Origin of the sequence: Pseudomonas sp. ADAK2 (assembly GCF_012935755.1) — a bacterium.
GTDB lineage: Bacteria > Pseudomonadota > Gammaproteobacteria > Pseudomonadales > Pseudomonadaceae > Aquipseudomonas.
Genome location: NZ_CP052862.1, coordinates 6,772,701 through 6,792,211 on the forward strand (window position 1 = coordinate 6,772,701; position 19,511 = coordinate 6,792,211).

At 61.6% G+C, this 19,511-nt stretch carries 18 protein-coding genes and 1 pseudogene; 8 read left to right on the top strand and 11 right to left on the bottom strand.

The window, feature by feature from the left end; genetic code table 11:
• Positions 1–357 precede the first annotated feature (357 nt).
• Positions 358–1,392: a selenide, water dikinase SelD gene (gene selD / locus HKK52_RS30935; protein ID WP_169373892.1), complete on the top strand. Its 1,035-nt coding sequence runs from the start codon at positions 358–360 to the stop codon at positions 1,390–1,392.
• On the top strand, positions 1,392–2,495 hold the full coding sequence (mnmH, locus tag HKK52_RS30940; protein WP_169373893.1) for a tRNA 2-selenouridine(34) synthase MnmH: 1,104 nt from the start codon (positions 1,392–1,394) through the stop codon (positions 2,493–2,495). The genes selD and mnmH overlap by 1 nt, the downstream gene beginning before the upstream one ends.
• A gap of 111 nt (positions 2,496–2,606) precedes the next feature.
• Here the strand turns inward: mnmH and HKK52_RS30945 are convergent, their stop codons facing one another.
• The gene (locus HKK52_RS30945; RefSeq protein WP_169373894.1) at positions 2,607–3,662 is read right to left on the bottom strand and encodes a permease; all 1,056 of its coding nucleotides are present in this window, start codon (positions 3,660–3,662) and stop codon (positions 2,607–2,609) included.
• Between the two features lie 92 nt (positions 3,663–3,754).
• Positions 3,755–4,429 carry a histidine phosphatase family protein gene (locus HKK52_RS30950; RefSeq protein WP_169373895.1) on the bottom strand — a complete coding sequence of 225 codons (675 nt, stop codon included), beginning with the start codon at positions 4,427–4,429 and terminating at the stop codon, positions 3,755–3,757.
• 305 nt (positions 4,430–4,734) lie between these two features.
• Between HKK52_RS30950 and HKK52_RS30955 the strand changes: the two genes are divergently transcribed.
• From HKK52_RS30955 to hemB, 3 genes are all read left to right on the top strand, one after another.
• A complete protein-coding gene (locus HKK52_RS30955; protein ID WP_169373896.1) occupies positions 4,735–5,433 on the top strand; it encodes a glutathione binding-like protein in 699 nt (232 codons plus the stop codon).
• 23 nt (positions 5,434–5,456) lie between these two features.
• Positions 5,457–6,299: a PhzF family phenazine biosynthesis protein gene (locus HKK52_RS30960; protein WP_169373897.1), complete on the top strand. Its 843-nt coding sequence runs from the start codon at positions 5,457–5,459 to the stop codon at positions 6,297–6,299.
• A gap of 117 nt (positions 6,300–6,416) precedes the next feature.
• Entirely contained in the window at positions 6,417–7,391 is a 975-nt protein-coding gene (gene hemB, locus HKK52_RS30965) for a porphobilinogen synthase (protein WP_169373898.1), read from the top strand.
• 82 nt (positions 7,392–7,473) lie between these two features.
• On the opposite strand, the gene HKK52_RS30970 is transcribed toward hemB, so the two are convergent.
• Together HKK52_RS30970 and HKK52_RS30975 are read right to left on the bottom strand one after the other, a co-directional pair.
• Positions 7,474–8,997, bottom strand: a complete 1,524-nt coding sequence (locus HKK52_RS30970; RefSeq protein ID WP_169373899.1) for an FAD-dependent oxidoreductase — start codon at positions 8,995–8,997, stop codon at positions 7,474–7,476.
• 94 nt (positions 8,998–9,091) lie between these two features.
• The gene (locus tag HKK52_RS30975) at positions 9,092–11,290 is read right to left on the bottom strand and encodes a TonB-dependent receptor (RefSeq protein ID WP_169373900.1); all 2,199 of its coding nucleotides are present in this window, start codon (positions 11,288–11,290) and stop codon (positions 9,092–9,094) included.
• 387 nt (positions 11,291–11,677) lie between these two features.
• Here HKK52_RS30975 and HKK52_RS30980 point away from each other — a divergent pair, with 387 nt between their 5' ends.
• A complete protein-coding gene (locus HKK52_RS30980; protein WP_169373901.1) occupies positions 11,678–12,769 on the top strand; it encodes a DUF1615 domain-containing protein in 1,092 nt (363 codons plus the stop codon).
• A 79-nt stretch (positions 12,770–12,848) separates the two neighbouring features.
• On the opposite strand, the gene HKK52_RS30985 is transcribed toward HKK52_RS30980, so the two are convergent.
• Positions 12,849–13,211: a hypothetical protein gene (locus tag HKK52_RS30985; protein WP_169373902.1), complete on the bottom strand. Its 363-nt coding sequence runs from the start codon at positions 13,209–13,211 to the stop codon at positions 12,849–12,851.
• Between HKK52_RS30985 and HKK52_RS30990 the strand changes: the two genes are divergently transcribed.
• Positions 13,210–13,347 carry a hypothetical protein gene (locus HKK52_RS30990; protein WP_169373903.1) on the top strand — a complete coding sequence of 46 codons (138 nt, stop codon included), beginning with the start codon at positions 13,210–13,212 and terminating at the stop codon, positions 13,345–13,347. The two genes, HKK52_RS30985 and HKK52_RS30990, sit on opposite strands and share 2 nt — an antisense overlap.
• 21 nt (positions 13,348–13,368) lie before the next feature.
• Positions 13,369–13,838: pseudogene (locus tag HKK52_RS30995) on the top strand (isochorismatase family cysteine hydrolase); the annotation flags it as partial.
• A gap of 5 nt (positions 13,839–13,843) precedes the next feature.
• Here HKK52_RS30995 and HKK52_RS31000 read toward each other — a convergent pair.
• From HKK52_RS31000 to HKK52_RS31025, 6 genes are all read right to left on the bottom strand, one after another.
• Positions 13,844–14,551, bottom strand: a complete 708-nt coding sequence (locus HKK52_RS31000) for an anti-sigma factor (protein WP_169373904.1) — start codon at positions 14,549–14,551, stop codon at positions 13,844–13,846.
• Positions 14,548–15,078, bottom strand: a complete 531-nt coding sequence (locus HKK52_RS31005) for a sigma-70 family RNA polymerase sigma factor (protein WP_169373905.1) — start codon at positions 15,076–15,078, stop codon at positions 14,548–14,550. Before HKK52_RS31005 ends, HKK52_RS31000 begins: the two co-directional genes overlap by 4 nt.
• Positions 15,079–15,183: 105 nt before the next feature.
• Positions 15,184–15,705: a DUF3455 domain-containing protein gene (locus tag HKK52_RS31010; protein WP_169373906.1), complete on the bottom strand. Its 522-nt coding sequence runs from the start codon at positions 15,703–15,705 to the stop codon at positions 15,184–15,186.
• A gap of 109 nt (positions 15,706–15,814) precedes the next feature.
• Positions 15,815–17,419, bottom strand: coding sequence for an ABC transporter ATP-binding protein (locus HKK52_RS31015; protein WP_169373907.1), 1,605 nt, complete (start codon positions 17,417–17,419; stop codon positions 15,815–15,817).
• A gap of 1 nt (position 17,420) precedes the next feature.
• On the bottom strand, positions 17,421–18,443 hold the full coding sequence (locus tag HKK52_RS31020) for an ABC transporter permease (RefSeq protein WP_169373908.1): 1,023 nt from the start codon (positions 18,441–18,443) through the stop codon (positions 17,421–17,423).
• Entirely contained in the window at positions 18,443–19,510 is a 1,068-nt protein-coding gene (locus HKK52_RS31025; RefSeq protein WP_169373909.1) for a microcin C ABC transporter permease YejB, read from the bottom strand. Before HKK52_RS31025 ends, HKK52_RS31020 begins: the two co-directional genes overlap by 1 nt.
• Between the last annotated feature and the right edge of the window lies 1 nt (position 19,511).

Genomic DNA, 19,511 nt, shown 5'->3' on the forward strand with positions numbered 1-19,511 from the left:
GTGTATTAGCCGTCCGCAAGGGCGGTGATCGTTCCCACGCTCTGCGTGGGAATGCCTCAACGGACGCTCCGCGTTCGGGTCTTGAATTAAGCGAGGATCATGGTCGAAGTGTATTAGCCGTCCGCAAGGGCGGTGATCGTTCCCACGCTCTGCGTGGGAATGCCTCAACGGACGCTCCGCGTTCGGGTCTTGAATTAGGCGAGGATCATGGTCGAAGTGTATTAGCCGTCCGCAAGGGCGGTTTTTTTTGCCTGCGGTATTGATAGGGCGCAGAGCGTCCCGGGCTGCATTTCCACGCAGAGCATGGGAACGATCGTCTGCTAGAATCGCCCGCATTGATTCTACGAGGTGCACACCATGAGCGAGCCGATTCGCCTGACCCAATACAGCCACGGCGCAGGATGCGGTTGCAAAATTTCGCCCCAGGTCCTGGAAGTGATTCTGGCCGGCAGCGGCGCGCAGAACCTCGATCCCAAGCTCTGGGTCGGTAACGCCTCGCGTGATGACGCGGCGGTGTATGCCATCGACGATGAGCGCGGCGTGGTCTCGACCACCGACTTCTTCATGCCGATTGTCGACGATCCGTTCGACTTCGGCCGCATCGCCGCCACCAATGCGATCAGCGACATCTACGCCATGGGCGGCGATCCGTTGATGGCGATTGCGATCCTCGGCTGGCCGGTCAATGTGCTGGCCCCGGAAGTCGCCCGGGAAGTGATACGCGGCGGCCGTTCGATCTGCGACGAGGCGGGCATCCCCCTGGCCGGCGGGCATTCCATCGACGCCCCGGAGCCGATCTTCGGCCTGGCCGTCACCGGTCTGGTGCAAAAACGCCATATGAAACGCAACGACACCGCCACCGCCGGTTGCCTGTTGTACCTGACCAAACCCTTGGGCATCGGCATCCTCACCACCGCCGAGAAGAAGGGCAAGTTGCGCCACGCCGACATCGGCCTGGCCCGGGACTGGATGTGCACCCTGAACAAGCCCGGCAGCCGATTCGGCAAACTCGACGGCGTCACCGCGATGACCGACGTCACCGGTTTCGGCTTGCTGGGGCACCTGGTGGAAATGGCCGATGGCAGCAACGTGACCGCGCGCATCGAATACGACCGCGTGCCGCGTCTGGCGGGCGTCGAGTATTACCTCGAACAGGGCTGTGTGCCTGGTGGCACCTTGCGCAACTTCGACAGCTACGCCAGCAAACTCGGGCGCCTGCAAGAGCTGCACAAACGCGTGCTGTGCGATCCGCAAACCAGCGGTGGCCTGTTGATTGCGGTCACGCCCGAGGGTAACGAACAGTTCCTCGCGGTCGCCGCCGAGCTGGGCCTGAGCCTTGAGCCAATCGGCGAACTGGTTGAGCGACAGACCAACGCGGTCGAGGTGTTTTGATGTCTATCGACTGCACCGATTACCGCGACCTCTTTCTCAACGACCGGCCGATGATGGATGCCCGCGCGCCGGTCGAGTTCCTAAAAGGCTCGTTCCCCGGTGTGATCAACCTGCCGCTGATGAATGACCACGAGCGGCAACGAATCGGCACGTGCTACAAGCAACACGGCCAACAAGCGGCCATCACCCTGGGGCATCAATTGGTATCCGGCGAGATCAAGGCCGAACGCATTCAGGCCTGGGCAGATTTTGCCCGGGCTCATCCAGACGGATATTTGTATTGTTTTCGCGGCGGCTTGCGTTCGCAGATCGTCCAGCAGTGGCTCAAGGACGAGGCGGGCATCGACTATCCGCGGGTCGGCGGTGGCTACAAGGCCATGCGCACCTTTTTGCTGGACACCGTGGATAACGCCGTGGCCGAGTGCGATTTCGTCTTGCTCGGCGGCATGACTGGCACCGGTAAAACCGAAGTGCTGACGCAGTTGAACAATGGGCTGGACCTGGAAGGCTACGCCAATCACCGGGGTTCCAGCTTCGGCAAACGCGCCACCGGCCAACCTTCCAACATCGACTTTGAAAACCGTCTGGCGGTGGATGTGCTGAAAAAGCGCGCCCGTGGCATCGAACAATTCGTGCTGGAAGACGAGAGCCGCGCGGTCGGCAGTTGTGCCTTGCCGCTGCCGTTGTATCAGGGCATGCAGCAATTTCCGATGGTCTGGCTGGAAGACAGCCTGGAAGGGCGCGTCGAGCGGATCCTGCGTGATTACGTGGTGGACCTGTGTGCCGAGTTCATCGGCGTGCATGGCGAGGAAGGCTTTGCGCTGTTTTCCGAGCGCTTGCTGGAGAGTCTGAACAATGTGCAGAAGCGCCTGGGCGGGGAACGTCATCGGCGGATGTTGCTGTTGATGGAAGATGCCTTGGCTGAGCAGGCGCGCAGTGGCGCGGTGGACTTGCACCGGGGCTGGATCGAAGGGTTGCTTAGCGAGTATTACGACCCGATGTATGCGTTTCAGCGCGAGAAGAAGGGCGCGCGGATCGAGTTTGCCGGGGAGCGGGAGGCGGTGTTTGACTATCTGCGGGAGCGGGTTACCCGACGGGAGTGATGCGGTGGATTTGCGGGCCCTTTCGCGGGCAAGCCTCGCTCCTACAGGATATTTCCACATCCTGTAGGAGCGAGGCTTGCCCGCGAAGGCGTCCTCACAGACGCCAAATCTCTATAGCAACGCAGCCCCGATCAACCCGCTGACCACCCCGATCCCCATGGTCATCAGCGCCACGCTCACCAGTACCCGCGTATCGAAATCCTTGCGCAGCATCAGCAGCGACGGCAGGCTGATGCTCGGCAGGGTCATCAGTAGCGCAACGGCCGGGGCGGTGCCCATGCCCAGGGTCATCATGGTTTGCACGATGGGGATTTCGGCGGCGGTCGGAATCACGAACAGCGTACCGATGATCGCCAGCGGCACCAGCCACAACAGGCTGTTGGCCATGGCGCCATCGATGTGCGGAAACACCCAGACCCGCACCGCACCCAGCACCAGCACGGCCAGCATGTAGATCGGGATGGTGCTCCAGAACAGTTGCCAGATCGTCCGGCCCCAGCGGGTCAGGAACGGTTGCGTGTTGGTTTCGCTGGCATCGACCACGGCCTCGACGGCGGCTTCAGGCAAGGTCTCCGGGCCGGCGATCCGCTGGGCCACCAGCGACACACCGAATACCAGCACGATGCCCGCCACCAGGCGCAACGCCGTGAACCCCCAGCCGAGCACGAAGCCCATGAACACCAGGGTGGCCGGGTTGAGCACCGGGTTGCCGATCCAGAAGGCCAGCGCCGCACCCACCGACACATTCTGCCGACGCATGCCAGCGGCTACCGGGGCGGCGCAGCACGAGCACATCATGCCGGGCAGGGCGAACAATCCACCGCGCAGGGTAGAGGCAAAACCGGCGCGGCCGAACAGGCGCAGCAGCCAGTCGCGCGGAATCAGCACTTGCAGCAGGGAACCGAGGATCACCGCCAGCACCGCGGCTTTCCAGATCGCCAGGAAATACACCTTGGCATACGCCAGGGCGGCGCTCAGGGGATCGGACAGTTGGTCATTGATGATTGAGGCGCCGATGCTGTGGTTGTCAGCAGCGACGAAGGCCTTGAGGTAGTAGGGCGACCACTTGACGTAGTAAAGCCCGACGCAGGCGATCAGCAGGAACAGGGCGGGTTTCCACCAGAACGACCAGCCCCGGGAAGGGACTGCTGCGGATGAGAGCGACATGGCGAGGTTCCGGACAAAGAAGAGATGGGCTCATGATAGCCCAGCCTCTGCGTCAACGTGGCCCCGACAGTGCGTGGGACGCAGCCGACCTCTTATGTAGGACAGTTCTGTGAGCCGTTATCCAGCCCTTGTTTATAAGAGTGGCTCACCAGGCTGGCCTTGCCGTTGTGCCAGGTCAGGGTCAGCACGTACAGCGAATCGTAGTCGCTGGACTCCCAGTCTTCGGTGATGTTCTGTTTCTTGCCGAGCGCGTCGCCAGCGACCTTGTTGATCAGCTCCGGCAGATAGCCGTGGGACCAGGCGGTGTAGATGGTTGAGTTGTGATACTTGTCGTGGAGTAATTCATCCGCCAGATCGCTGGTGTCGTTGGCCGAGTATTCGATGTTCACCGGCAGGCCGAGCTTGATCGCGCTGGGGCTGATGGTCATCAGGGGGCGGATGTAGCTGTAGGAATTGTCCAGTTCGCCTTCCTCGACATTGCGCGTCGGGTTGGCGGCAAACACGTAATCGGCCTTGCCGAATTTTTCCGGAAGCAAGGTGGACAGGTTGATCGCCCGGTTCAAGCCCTGGCAATTGAGCTGGCCGAGGCCGCCGTCGGGTTTTTCGGCGTGGCGCAGGAAGACCAGCGTCTGGGTGCCGTCTGCCGGTTGGGCGCGGCTTTCGCTGGACTCAAGCGACAGGAACAGCGCGCTGGCTGCCAATAACGAGGGCAGAACGATATACGCGCGATGTTTGAAGCGTTGGACGAATTTCGAAAGGTTCATCATTGAATAAAGGGATCTTCAGCGCATTCGATTAAGGCTGACAAACCTTTACACCGCGCGCTCCCAGCAGCGGGTGTTTTCCATGTCGTTGAGCCGATCTGTTTCCATAAAGGGCAATGCTCAGAGTCCTCTGAAGCCCATTGGTTCGATAACGGCGGGTTCGCAGCACTTTAGCCGCAACCTTCAATGGGTTGGCCGAAGGTTATCGACAGGATGTTGCGGATTTATGGACGTCGGCACGATTGCGTATGCCGGATCGGCCGGTCCTCCATTATGATCAGCGCTCCAATGTCTGCGCGGATCACCCCATGACCGATCTCTCTGCGTTCCCGATCCACCAAAAATGGCCGGCCCAGTACCCCGAGTGGATCCAGCTCTACTCCTTGCCGACCCCCAATGGCGTCAAGGTCTCGATCATGCTTGAAGAGATCGGCCTGCCGTACGAGCCGCACCGCGTGGGCTTCGAGACCAACGATCAATTGTCGCCAGAGTTCATGTCGCTGAACCCCAACAACAAGATCCCGGCGATCATCGACCCTCACGGGCCAGGGGATCAGCCACTGCCGTTGTTCGAGTCCGGGGCGATCCTGATCTACCTCGCCGACAAAAGTGGCCAACTGCTGGCCCAGGAATCGGCGGCGCGCTACGAGACGATCCAGTGGCTCATGTTTCAGATGGGCGGTATCGGGCCGATCTTCGGCCAGGTCGGTTTCTTCAACAAATTCGGCGGCAAGGACTACGAGGACAAACGGCCTCTTGAACGCTATGTCGAGGAAAGCAAGCGCCTGCTCAACGTGCTCGATAAACGCCTGGAAGGACGCGACTGGATCATGGGCGAGCGCTACACCATCGCCGACATCGCGACGTTTCCATGGATACGCAACCTGATCGGCTTCTATGAGGCCGGTGATCTGGTGGGTATCAAGAACTTCCCGAACATTACGCGGGTACTGGAGCGCTTCCTGGCGCGGCCGGCGGTGATGCGCGGGCTGGAAATTCCCAAGTAAGCTCTTCAAAACCAAGGAAGGTCATGCGTTCATTCCCCTTCAAGCAAGTCGATGTCTTCAGCCGCACGCCGCTCAAAGGCAACCCGCTGGCCGTGGTGTTCGGCGCTGACGAACTCAGCGATGAGCGCCTGGCGGCGTTCGCGAGCTGGACCAATCTCAGCGAAACCACGTTCGTGCTCGAACCCCGGGACCCGCGGGCCGACTACCGGGTGCGGATTTTCACCACCCTGAAAGAGCTTCCCTTCGCCGGTCACCCGACCCTGGGCACCTGTCACGCCTGGCTTGAGGCCGGTGGCGTGCCCAAGGGTGAGGAGATCATTCAGGAGTGCGGCGTCGGGCTGGTGCGGGTGCGCCGGCAAGGCGCGGAATTGGCGTTTTTGGCGCCACCGCTGCTCAGGACCGGGCCGGTAGAGGCCGATGTGATGGAGCGAGTCCGGCTCGGACTGGAGTTGGCGGCGGGGGCCATCGTTCGGGCGCAATGGGTTGATAACGGTGCCGGGTGGCTGGCGGTGATGGTCGAGGATCGACAGCAGGTGCTCGATGTGCAGCCGGATCATTCGCAAATGCTCGGCCTGGCCGTCGGGGTGATCGCACCGTGGCACCCCGAGCGTGATGGCGATGATGCGCAGTTCGAAGTGCGCGCGTTCATCTCCGGCGACGGCATGCCGGAAGACCCGGCCACCGGCAGCCTCAACGCAGGGATCGCCCAATGGCTGCTCAGCGAAGGGCTGGCGCCGGCGTCTTATGTGGTTAGCCAGGGCTTGACCATGGGCCGCGCCGGGCGGATTCAGGTGGATCAGGTCGGTGACGAGATCTGGATCGGCGGTGCCGTGGTGACGTGCATCGACGGAACCCTGACGCTGTAGGAGCAAAACGCGGATTATTGCCAACCCGGTAAAGGTTTGTTCCTCACCTGACGTTTGTGTCCTGCGCCGCACAGGGCATAAGCTTCGCCCCCTACGACTTTTGTCTCAGGAAAACCCATGTCCAGCCAGTTCCCCGAAGCACGTCCACGCCGTCTGCGCCGCAATGCGAGCCTGCGCAGCCTGTTCCAGGAAACCGAGTTCAGCCTCAACGACCTGGTGCTGCCGATTTTCGTCGAGGAAGAAATCGACGATTTCGTGCCAATCAAAAGCATGCCCGGCGTGATGCGCATTCCCGAGTCGAAACTGGCCGGCGAGATCGAGCGTTACGCCCGTGCCGGGATCAAGTCGGTGATGACCTTCGGCGTATCCCATCACCTGGACAGCAGCGGCAGCGACACCTGGAGCGACAATGGCCTGGTCTCGCGGATGTCGCGGATCGCCAAGGACGCGGTGCCCGAGATGATTGTGATGTCCGACACCTGCTTCTGCGAGTACACCGACCACGGCCACTGTGGCGTGGTGCATAACCACGAAGTCGACAACGACCAGACCCTGATCAACCTCGGCAAACAAGCCGTGGCGGCGGCCCGTGCCGGCGCCGACGTGATCGCCCCGTCGGCGGCGATGGACGGCCAGGTCCAGGCGATTCGCCGGGCGCTGGACGAAGCCGGTTTCACCCAGACCGCGATCATGGCCTACTCGACCAAATTCGCCTCGGCGCTCTACGGCCCGTTCCGTGAAGCCGGAGGCAGTGCCTTGAAAGGCGACCGTAAAAGCTACCAGATGAACCCGATGAACCGCCGCGAAGCCGTGCGCGAATCGCTGCTTGACGAACAGGAAGGCGCCGACGCGCTGATGGTCAAACCGGCCGGCGCCTACCTGGACATCATCCGCGATATCCGCGAGGTTTCGCGGTTGCCGTTGTCGGCCTATCAGGTCAGTGGCGAGTACGCGATGATCAAGTTTGCCGCCCAGGCGGGGGCGATTGATGAAGATCGGGTGGTGCGTGAGAGTCTGGGGGCGATCAAGCGGGCCGGTGCGGACCTGATCTTTACCTACTTCGCGATGGACCTGGCCCTGGCCGGGATCTGATCAAGATCAAAAGATCGCAGCCTTCGGCAGCTCCTTCATTGGGAGGGTGTACACCCTGCAGGCGCTGCGATCTTTTGACGGTTCAACCAAAAAACAGCCGAATCCCGTGATCCCGAAAATACCGCTCGATCACCTTCGGGTCCGCGCTGTTATCGGCAATCGCCACATAAGTGTCCGGCCGCAACAGATAAAACCCGTTACGCGCCAACCCCGCGGCATCAAACGCCGGCCGCCAGTCGAATACGTGCAAGGGCAAATGATGTTCGATGCACCACGCGATCATTTCGTCGCTGGTGTCGCCGTACACATGCACCTGCCACGTCAGGTTTTTCAGGGATTCGTAGTTATCACCTTCGCCATCGTGGGCCCAGGGCAGGCGGTCGCCGCCGTGGACGTGCCCGGTCACGCCTTCGCTCAGGGGCATGCCGCGATAGTTGAGGGTGATTTGCGAGACCGTGCGAAACAGGAACTCCGGTCCGAACGTGGCCAGTTTGGGGATCAGGAACGGCGCCAGCCGCGTGCGCAGCAGATCCGCGACTTTGCCCTCGGCGGTCACGAAGCTGAACACCCGGTCGGTGGTGGACACCAGGCGCCGGGCGAAGGCCATGCGTTCGGTTTCGTAGCTGTCGAGCAATTTGGCAGTGGCGGCGCCGGTCAGCACGGCGGCCAGTTTCCAGGCCAGGTTGATCGCGTCGCCAATCCCGGTGTTCATGCCCTGGCCGCCCGCCGGGCTGTGGACATGGGCCGCGTCGCCGAGCAAAAACGCACGACCGCTGCGAAAGAACTCCGCCACCCGGTGATGCACGCGGTAGGTCGAGAACCAGTTGACCTGTTCGACCTGCACTTTCAAATGCTCGATAGCCCGACTGCTGACGTCTTCGAATTTGAGGGTTTCGGCGTGTTCGGCACGTTCATCACGCACAGTGCCGATCAGCCGCGCGTGACCTTCGCTGGCCAGTGGAAATACGGCGAGGAAGTCCGCTTCATCGAGGTCCACATGCAGTTCGCCATTGAACGCCGGGCCACTGGCCTGCACGTCGGCGACGTAGAAAATCTGCTGGTAGGTACCGCCGGGAAAACCGCTGTCCAGGGTTTTGCGCACAATCGAACGCGCGCCGTCGCAACCAGCGATGTAACAGGCTTGGCAGGTTTCCTGCTGGCCATCGGGCAGGCGTAATTGCGCGGTAATGCCGTCGCCGGTTTCGCTGAAACTCTCCAGTTCGGTCTTGCGTTCCACGCGGACGCCGAAGGTTTCGAGGCGTTCGATCAGCAGTTGTTCGTGTTCGTCCTGGGGAAAGATTTCGAGGAACGCGTAGGGCGTCAGGCCCTCGCCGATCCGGGTCAACGGCAGGTGCGCCACGGGTTCGCCCTTGACCCAAAAATTCGCCGCCGCCACTCGGTGGCCGTTTTGCACGATGGCATCGGCGAGGTCGAGCTGGCGATACAACTCCAGGGTTCGCGCCTGCACCGCCAGGGCCCGCGAGGTGGTGCCGGGGGCCAGGGTTTTGTCGATGATGCGCACGTGGATGCCGAGTTTGCTCAGCCACAGCGCCAGCACCAGGCCGGTGGGGCCGGCGCCGATGATCAACACGTCGCTACGGTTCATGGGCCTGTTCTCCATGATGTATGGAAACAGTATGGCAAATAAAAAAGGCCCCGCAGCGGCAAAGCTGCGGGGCCTTTTCGTTGAGCGGCGGTGCTTAGAAGTCGATGGTGCCGGACAACTTCGCCACCCGTGGCTCGCCCTGGGTCAAGTAGCCGGCCTGGGCCGATTCCCAGTACTTCTCGTTGGCCAGGTTTTCGATGTTCAGACGCAGGGTGATGTCTTTCTGGTCGACTTTGAAACCATAGCGGGCGCCGGCATCGAAACGGTTCCAGGTCGGCAGGCTGAGGTTGTTCGCCGCGTCGGCGTATTGGCCGCCGGTGCGCAGCATCCGCGCGTTCAGCGCGACGCCTTGCAGGCCCGGCACGTCCCAATCCACGCCAGCGTTGAACTGGAAGGTCGGTACGCCGATGGCACGGTTGCCGTCGGTAGCGCCGTTCTGGGTGTTCTTCAGTTCGGTGTCCATCAGGGTCAGACCACTGATCAGGCGCAGGCCTTCGATCGGTTCGCCGAAGACGTTGAGTTCGACGCCTTTGTTGATCTGTTCACCCTGGCGCACAAACTCCGCCGTGGTCGCGCTGGTGATCACCGAGTAACCATCGCTCGGTTGTTCGATGCGATACACGCCCAGACTGGCGCCGTAGGTGCCCATGTCGACCTTGACGCCGGCTTCGATTTGCTTGGAACGGGCCGGGGCGAACGCCTCGTTGCCATTGGTGACGACGCGGCTGCCGGAGGTGAGCGGCGAGATCGGGCCTTTCGCCAGGCCTTCGATGCGGTTGGCGTAGAACGACACATGCTCCCACGGCTTGAAGACGAGGCCGTAGACCGGTGTGGTGATCGATTCGTCATAGGAAGAGGTGCGGCTGCCGGAACCGTAAGGCGCGTAGCCGTAGCCTTGCATCACCAATTGCTGGCGACGCAGGCCGACGGTCAGCAACAGCCGGTCATCGAAGAAGCCAAGGGTGTCCGACACGGCGGCGCTGCGGGTGAAGGTCTTGCCGACGATGCCCGGGTCGCTCAGGTCGCCGCCCGAGAAGTTGCCGACCGGCGAGGGCGTTTCCACCGGATGGTAGATGTTGTTGGCGTATTTGGTCAGGTCGAAATCGTAGGCGCTGCGCTGCTCGGTCCAGATCCCGGCCAGGCCGAAATTGAGTTTATGGGTGACCGGGCCGGTGGCGAATCGGCCGTTGAGGCCGGCCATGACGCTGGTGTTGTCTTCGTCGTGGGGGATGAACGAGCCGGTGGTGGTCGAGGCGCCGCTGTTGCCCACCAGCGTGGTCGAGTTGTAGCGCCCGACTTCGCGGGTGTGCTTGGCGCCGCCCGCGGCGTAGGCCGTCCAGTTGTCGTTCAGGTCGTACTCGGCGCGCAACATGCCGAAGGTGTCTTCGATGTCGGTGTAACCCCACTTCGGCGCGTAGTTGGTGTCCGCCGATGGCGCATCCGGAATGTGCGTGGCCGTGCCAAGGTTCACGGTGTTGCGGCCACCGTTGACGCGTTCTTTCTGGTAGGCGAAATCACCGGAAATACGCAGGGCGTCACCGCGATAATCGAGGCCGATGGAGAACAGTTTCGAACGCTGGTTTTCGTGGTCGATGCCGGTGTCGCCTTCGCGCTGGGCCAGGTTGACCCGGGCGCCGAAACGGTTGTCTTCACCAAAGCGTTGGCCGAGGTCCAGGTGCTGACCGACGCGGCCTTCGTCATTGATGTCGGTGGTGAAGCGGCGTGTTGGCACGTCACCGGCGCGCTTGGGTTGCAGGTTGACGCCGCCGCCGATGCCGGAGCCGGTCGGGGTCACGCCGTTGATAAAGGCGTTCGGGCCTTTGAACACTTCCACGCGCTCCAGGGCGTCGGTGGAAATGATCTGCCGTGGCAGCACGCCGTACAGGCCGTTGTAGGAAATATCGTCGCCGGTCAGTGGCAAGCCGCGGATCATGAAGATCTGCGCCTGGTTGGAAAAACCGGAAGCCTGGCGCACCGAGGAATCGTTGAGCAATACGTCGGCGACGTCTTCGGCCTGTTGGTCCTGGATCAGTTGTTCGGTGTAGGCGGCCATGGTGAACGGCACGTCCATCATGTCCTGGTTGCCCAGTACACCCAATTGGCCGCCGCGCGCCACCTGACCGCCGGCGAACACCGGGGGCAGGGCGCTCGCCGCTGTCGGGGCCTGGGCGTTGACGTTCACATCGTCCAGCACCAATGCCTTACTGTCATTTTCAGAGGTGGCGGCATGGGCGGTGGCGGACAGGGCGCAAAACAAGGCAAGAAGAGCCGGGCGAAAGGGAGGAGTGAGCATGTTCGATCCTGACGGCGCGCCGCCGATGAGAGAAAGAGATAACGGCGCGCGGAACTCCTTGCGCAAATACGACTCCAGGCGCAAATGATATGTTTTCTCAGTAACGCCCTGCAATAAGTTTGTTATCAGCGACCAGCACAAGGCGCTCTGTAGCAGCTGTCGAGCACCGCGAGGCAGCGTCCGGCGGCGAAGCCGTCGCAAACCCTGCGCACGCGGTTTACCTGACACACCGTGTTGGCTGATTTTACGACGGCTGCGCCGCCGGACGCTGCCTCGCGGTGCTCGACAGCTGCTACTACGGAACAGTGTGGAAGGGTGAGAGTCATAGCCTGCGCCCCACCATTGATCGTATGGTTAACCCGGCTTAAACGGATTTCATGGAGCAACATGCACGCCCACCGATTGATCATCAGCCTCGCAGCCTTACTGGTCCTGGCCGGTTGCGGCACCCGGCAATCCCAGGAAGCACCGCCCCGCAAGCCTGCCGAGGTCAAGGCGCAGATCGTGCGCCTGTTGCCGGCCAAGACTGTCGACCGCGAGGGCTGGGCAACGGACATTTACGCCGCGTTTGCCGCCCAGGACATTTCGCCGACCACGCAAAACCTCTGCGCAGTCCTGGCCGTGACCGAGCAGGAATCGACCTTCCGGGTCGACCCGCCGGTGCCGGGCCTGGGCAAGATCGCCAGGGACGAGATCGACCGCCGCGCCGCCAAGGTGCATATCCCCAGCCTGTTGGTCAGCGGTGCGTTACAGGTCCGTTCGTCCAACGGCAAAAGTTACAGCGACCGCCTCAACGCCGCCCGCAGCGAAAAAGAACTCAGCGCGATTTTCGACGATTTCATCAGCATGGTGCCGATGGGCCGCACCCTGTTCGGCGGTTTCAATCCGGTGCACACCGCCGGGCCGATGCAGGTCAGCATCGAATTCGCCGAGCAACAAGCGCGCGACTATCCGTACCCGGTGCAAGGCACAATTCGACATGAAGTGTTCAGCCGTCGCGGCGGTATGTACTTCGGCATTGCCCATTTGCTCGGTTATCCGGTGAGCTACACCCAGCCGCTGTATCGCTTTGCTGATTTCAATGCCGGGTGGTACGCCAGCCGCAATGCCGCGTTTCAAAATGCCCTGAGCCGTGCGTCGGGCATTCCATTGGCGCTGGACGGTGATTTGATCCGCTACGACTCGATCATGCCCGGCACCACGGAACTGGCGGTGCGCACCCTCGGCAAGCGCTTGGGCATGCGCAATCCGACCATCCGCGATCAACTGGAGAAAGGTAAAACCCTGGAATTCGAGGAGACGCGGCTCTATCAGGAGGTCTTCGCCCTTGCGGACAAGGCCGAAGGCCGGACGTTACCGCGTGCTGTGTTGCCGGGGATTGTGCTGGAAAGCCCGAAGATCACCCGCAAACTCACCACTGCGTGGTTTGCCAAGCGGGTTGATGAGCGGTATCAGCGGTGTATGGCGAAGGGGAAATAAGATCAAAAGATCGCAGGCATAAAAAAACCCGGCGGATAAGGCCGGGTTTTTCGTTGAGTACCGCTGTAACGCCATTCATTCAGGCAACGCGGTTCTGGATCAGGCGATCGGAACCACCTTCAGCGACGCGATTCTGTTGCAGACGATCCGAGCCACCTTCGGCAACACGATTCTGGATCAAACGATCGGAACCACCTTCAGCAACACGATTCTGGATCAAACGATCGGAACCACCTTCGGCAACACGATTCTGGATCAAACGATCCGAGCCACCTTCGGCAACACGATTCTGTTGCAGACGATCCGACCCCCCCTCAGCCACACGGCTTTCAATCAATCGATCCGAGCCGCCTTCAGCGACAGCCTGGTGAGCAGAGGAAGCGGCAAAAGCGTTAACTGCAAAAACCGAGAAAGCGATGCTGAGAAGGATTTGGCGTTTCATGATCGTGTGCTCCGGGGTGTTTATTGGTTGGTATGGAGCGGATGTTACGCCGGGGATTTTTTATGAGAACTTCATTGATGTGATGGTGAACATCGACAGTAATGATGGTTGGCAAGCAGTACCCCTTGCGGTGTGATGGGACGGTCGTCGGCAGGCCCGGGCGGCGCGCAAGGCCGGCATCCAGGTTTTTTACGTGCCGCACCACCGCGCCGAGCCCAATGAACTGGCGTGCTGGAAACACCCCAGCCCCTATCAGCAAGGCGCCAGCCACGCCCAGGTCTTTGCCGTCGGCACTTGGGGCGGGGAGTGGCACCCGGATTTCCAGCCCGAGGCCGGTGACGTGATCGTCAAGGAGCACTGGGGCGGCAGCGGTTTTGCCAACACCGACCTGGAGTACCTGCTCAAACAACACGGGATCGACAGGGTGGTGATCGTGGGGATGCTCGCCAACACCTGCATCGAACCACTGGAAAATTCGCTTCCGAGCTGGGTTACCACGTCACCCTGGTGCGAGACACCACCGCGGCGTTCAGCGCCGAAGCGATGCACGCCGCCCATGAGATCAACGGGCCGACGTATGCCCATTCGATTGTCACGACAGCAGAGTGGGTCGCAGTGCTGGGGTGAGCTGCTCAGATGACTTTCACCGCGCGCCCGATGAACTGAATCGGCCCGGTGGGCTTGCCGATCGGTGAGCCGTTCGCTCCTTCAAGCGTCAGCTCGAAGAGTTGGTTGGGTTGCAGGGGCGGCAGTTTATCCAGCGGCACCGACAGGGTTTGCCCCGGTTTCACCAGCCCCAGCGACACCGGGCCTTGCCAGCCGTCAGCCTTGGTCCAGAACTCCAACGCCTTGTCGGCCGGGACCTCGATGACGCTCAGGGGGATCAGCTGGATTTCCCTCGGGTTGCTGGCCTGGATCACCCAGCCCGGCGCCTTGTCCTGCGGAGCGACAAGCACCACCAAATACGTCGGTTTGACCGTGGCCTGGGTCAGCAGCAATGCGCCAAGCACCAGACTGGCGGCTAAACCGGCCCCGGCGAGCCCGCGCCACAGCGGCAGCAGGTTCCACCAGAAAGCCGTCGCCGCCGCTGGCCGGCTCAAGTCATTGACGCTGCGCTCGATGCGCCGCCACAGGTGCGGGGAGGGTGCGTGCGGCTCGACCAGATCGGTCAGGCCCAGCAATCGACGCTCCCAGGCGTCCACGGCTGCTTGCAACTGAGGTTCATCGCCCAGGCGTTGTTGAACCTCATTGCGCCGCTCCGCCGACAGCGTGCCCAACACATATTCGCTGGCCAGTTCGTCCCGTTCTTCCGGGGTTTCATTCACAGGTCGGGCGGTCATCCCATGCACTCCCGCAAGGCCGTCAGGCTGCGTTTGATCCAGGCTTTCACGGTGCCCAGCGGGGAGCCGAGCCTTTGTGAGATTTGCGCGTGGGTATAGCCGTCGACGTAAGCGTGCAGGATGCAGCTGCGTCGCTCGGGTTCCAGTTGTTCCAGGCAGCGATGAATGCGCCCAGCGTGGTCCAGCGATTCAAAAGGGTTGTGGAGGGCGAGCTCGTTGTCCTCGGTCATGGGTGTCTCGCGGCGATGGTCACGAATGACATTGAGCGCCAGGTGCCGGGTGATGCTGAACATCCAGCCCCGCGCCGAACCCCGCGCCGGATCGAAACCCTTGGCGGCGGACCAGATCTTGATAAACGCATCGTGGACGATGTCCTCGGCCAACGCCGTATCGCCCACCAGACGTTTGGCCACGCCTAAAAGACGTGGGCTTTCCTGCACATATAAATCCTGCAGGGCCTGACGCTCGCCACGCCCGCAGGCGGCCAGATGGGCTTCGTAATCGAAAGAGGGTTCGGGCAAGGACACTGTGCTCAGCCGTCGGTGAGAGCGTGGGGCACGCTGGATTCAATCTAGCAAACAATCCCGAGATGCGCCGGCGCCAGTCGAAACCGGCGCCGACCCAATAGGGCCTTAACTGGCTGCCCAGAAAATATAGTCCGCCTGATATTTCACCACTTCTTGCTTGCCCTTGTTCGCCGCGGTGCATTCGGCACTCGGCGCCACGCCGCCCTTGAGGGCCACGCGCTGGATGTAACTCACGCCGCTCATGGCGCCTTTGCCTTCGGCCGGGTTGGCCTTGACCAGTTGATAGGGCAGGTTACCCGGGCTCGACGGCGCGACCGCCAATTGCGTGCCAGTCACCTTGGACCCGTCCTTGGCTTGCCAGGTGGCGGGCGGGCCGAAATAGGTGCCGACCTGCTTGCCGCTGCGATCGTTGAGCACCGCTTTGGGGCCGACAAAAATCCATTCGGTCTGGCCCACCGCATTGGCCTTGTCCCGACACTCATAGGTAATCTCGCCGACCCCGGTGGTTTCCATCGCGACCTTATGCCCGGCCGGGACTTTGACACTGTCCGGCAACTCGGCTTGGGCGAAGGCAACAGGGATGGCGGCGAACACACCGGCAAGGCACAGCAGCTGTTTGGCGTTCATGAACATCTCTCCATAAATGAGTAAACCGCTCGGCAGCTCAAGGGGCTGCTACAGGTACTACCCACCACGCAGAGATTTGGATGCAGCGTCGCGAAAATAAAATCGGCGCCTAGGCCAAAGCCAATGGTTCATGTGTCTTGGCCAGCCCCGATGCAGCGAGCAACTCCTGGGTATACGGATGCTGCGGTGCCGAAAAAATCTCCCGCGACGAGCCTTGCTCCACCACTTTGCCGTCCTTGACCACGATCAAGTCATGGGCCAGGGCATGCACCACCGCCAGGTCATGGCTGATGAACAAATACGTCAGCCCATGCCGAATCTGCAATTCACGCAGCAATGCCACCACTTGCTTTTGCACCGTGCGATCCAGTGCCGAGGTCGGTTCATCCAGCAGGATCAGCGCCGGTTCCAGCACCAGTGCCCGGGCGATGGAAATACGCTGGCGCTGGCCACCGGAAAACTCATGCGGATAGCGATGACGGCTTTGCGGATCGAGGCCGACTTCCTTCAACACCCGGATCACCGCTGCTTCACGGTCCGCCGCTGTGCCGATGCCATGGGTCAGTAACCCTTCGGCGATGATTTGCTCCACCGACATACGCGGGCTCAGGCTGCCGAACGGGTCCTGAAACACCACTTGCATCTGCCGGCGCAACGGCCGCATCAGCCGTTGATTGAGGATGCTCAACTCCTTGTTGCCGAAGCGGATGCCACCCTCGGACTCCACCAGGCGCAATATCGCTTGGCCGAGGGTGGATTTTCCCGACCCCGACTCACCGACGATGCCCAGCGTCTTGCCGCGATGCAGGCTCAAGCTGACACCGTCCACCGCTTTGATGTACTCCTGCGTGCGGCTGAACAAGGCTTTGGGCAGGGGAAACCAGACCTTGAGGTTGTCCACTTCCAGCAGGTTATGGTTGTACTCGCTGGGCACCGGCGCCCCGGTCGGCTCGGCTTCGATCAACAAGCGGCTGTAGGGATGTTGCGGCGCCCGAAACAGCGTTTCGCAATCCGCCTGCTCGACGATTTCACCCTCGCGCATCACGCACACTCGCTGGGCAATCCGCCGCACCAGATTCAGGTCATGGCTGATCAGCAACAACGACATGCCCAGGCGTTGCTGCAACTCGATCAGCAGCTCCAGAATCTTCTGCTGCACCGTCACATCCAGCGCGGTGGTTGGTTCATCGGCGATCAGCAGTTCCGGCTCGTTGGCCAACGCCATGGCAATCATGACCCGCTGGCGCTGGCCGCCGGACAACTGATGCGGGTAGGCCTTGAGCCGTTTGTGCGGCTCGCGAATGCCCACCAGTTCCAGCAACTCCAGCGTCCGTGCCCGAGCGGCGCGGCCCTTCAAGCCCTTGTGGATTTCCAGCACTTCGTTGACTTGTTTTTCCACGGTGTGCAATGGGTTCAGCGAGGTCATCGGCTCCTGGAAAATCATTGCGATGCGGTTACCGCGCAAGCCACGCAATTGCGCTTCGCTGGCGTGCACCAGATCCACGCCGTTGTAGCGAATGCTGCCCGAGGTGGCGACGGATTTACCTGGCAGCAGCCGCAGGATCGAGTGCGCCGTCACCGACTTGCCCGAGCCCGATTCACCCACCAGCGCCAGGCATTCGCCGCGACGGATATCCAGGTCCAGCCCATGCACCACTTCACGGTCGCCGAAGGCGATGCGCAGGTTGCGGATTTCGATCAGGTTGTCGTTCATCTCAGTTCCTTGGATCAAACGCATCGCGGCAGGCCTCACCGATAAACACCAGCAATGAAAGAATCAGCGCCAAGGCAAAAAACGCCGTCAGCCCCAGCCACGGCGCTTGCAAATTGCGCTTGGCCTGGCCGATCAACTCGCCCAGGGACGCGGTGCCGGCCGGCATGCCGAAGCCGAGAAAATCCAGCGCGGTAAGGGTGGCGATGGCACCGGTCAAAATGAACGGCAGATAGGTCAGGGTCGAGGTCATGGCGTTGGGCAGGATGTGCCGGCGCATCAGTTCGCTGTCGGTCAGGCCCAGGGCCCGCGCAGCTTTCACGTATTCCAGGCTGCGGCCGCGCAAGAACTCGGCGCGCACCACGTCCACCAGCGCCAGCCAGGAAAACAACGCCATGATCCCCAGCAACCACCAGAAGCTCGGCGAGACGAAACCCGACAAGATGATCAGCAGGTACAGCACTGGCAACCCCGACCAAATCTCCAACAATCGCTGGCCGATCAGATCGACCCACCCGCCGTAATAACCCTGCAACGCCCCGGCGCCGATGCCGACCACCGCACTGATGGCGGTCAATACCAAGGCAAACAGAATCGAAATCCGTGTGCCGAAAATCACCCGCGCCAACACGTCCCGGGCCTGGTCATCAGTGCCCAGCCAGTTGCTGGCGGACGGCGGACTGGGGGCCGGTTCGGTCAGGTCATAGTTGACCGTGTCGTAGCTGAACGGAATCGGTGGAAACAGCATCCAGCCACCCTGGCCTTCGATCAGCTTGTGCACGTAGGCACTGGCGTAATCCGGCTGGAACGGCAGCTCGCCGCCGAAGGTGATTTCGTCGTAGTCCTCGATGATCGGGAAGTACCAGGCGCCGTGGTAATGCACGATCAATGGCTTGTCGTTGGCAATCAACTCGCCGCCCAGGCACACCAGGCACAGACCGATAAACAGCCACAACGACCAGCGCCCACGGCGGTTGGCCTTGAAGTGCGCGATACGCCGTTTGCCCAAAGGAGACAATTTGAACATCAGGCAGTCCTCGCGGAGAAGTCGATGCGCGGGTCGAGCAGGGTGTAGCAGAGGTCGCCGATCAGCTTGATCAGCAGCCCGAACAGGGTGAACAGAAACAGCGCGCCGAACACCACCGGGTAGTCCCGGGACACGGCGGCTTCGTAGCTCATGCGCCCGAGGCCATCGAGGTTGAAGATGGTTTCAATCAACAACGAACCGGCGAAAAAAACCTCGATCAACGCCTGAGGGATCCCGGCCACCACCAGCAGCATCGCGTTGCGAAACACATGGCCGTACAACACGCGGCGCTCGGTCAATCCCTTGGCTCGCGCCGTAATCACGTATTGGCGGCTGATCTCGTTGAGGAAACTGTTTTTAGTCAGGATCGTCAGTGTGGCGAAGCCGCCGATCACCAACGCCGTCACCGGCAACACCAGGTGCCACAGGTAATCGCCGACCTTGCCCAAGGGGCTGAGGCTGTCGAAGTTGTCCGAGACCAGTCCTTGCACCGGGAACCAGTTGACGTAGCTGCCGCCGGCAAACACCACGATCAGCAGAATCGCAAACAGAAACGCGGGCATCGCGTAGCCGATGATGATCGCGGTGCTGGTCCAGACGTCGAACGCGCTGCCATTCCTGATCGCTTTGCGCACCCCCAGGGGAATCGAAATCAGGTAGGTGATCAGGGTTGCCCAGAGCCCGAGGGAGATCGATGTCGGCAGTTTTTGCAGGATCAGGTCGGTGACCTTGGCCCCGCGAAAGAAGCTGTTGCCCAGGTCCAGTTGCGCGTAGTTCTTGAGCATCAGCCACAGGCGTTCGTGTATCGGTTTGTCAAAACCGTAGTGGTGCTTGATCTCCTCGATCAGTGCCGGGTCGAGGCCACGGCTGCTGCGCCCGGCACCACCGACGGCGGACAGCTCGCCGCCGCTGCCACCCATGACATTGCCGCCAAAGCCTTGCAAGCGGGCGATGGCCTGTTCCACCGGACCGCCAGGCGCGGCCTGCACGATCAAAAAGTTGACCACCAGAATGCACAGCAATGTCGGGATGATCAGCAGCAAGCGACGACTCATATAGCGCCACATG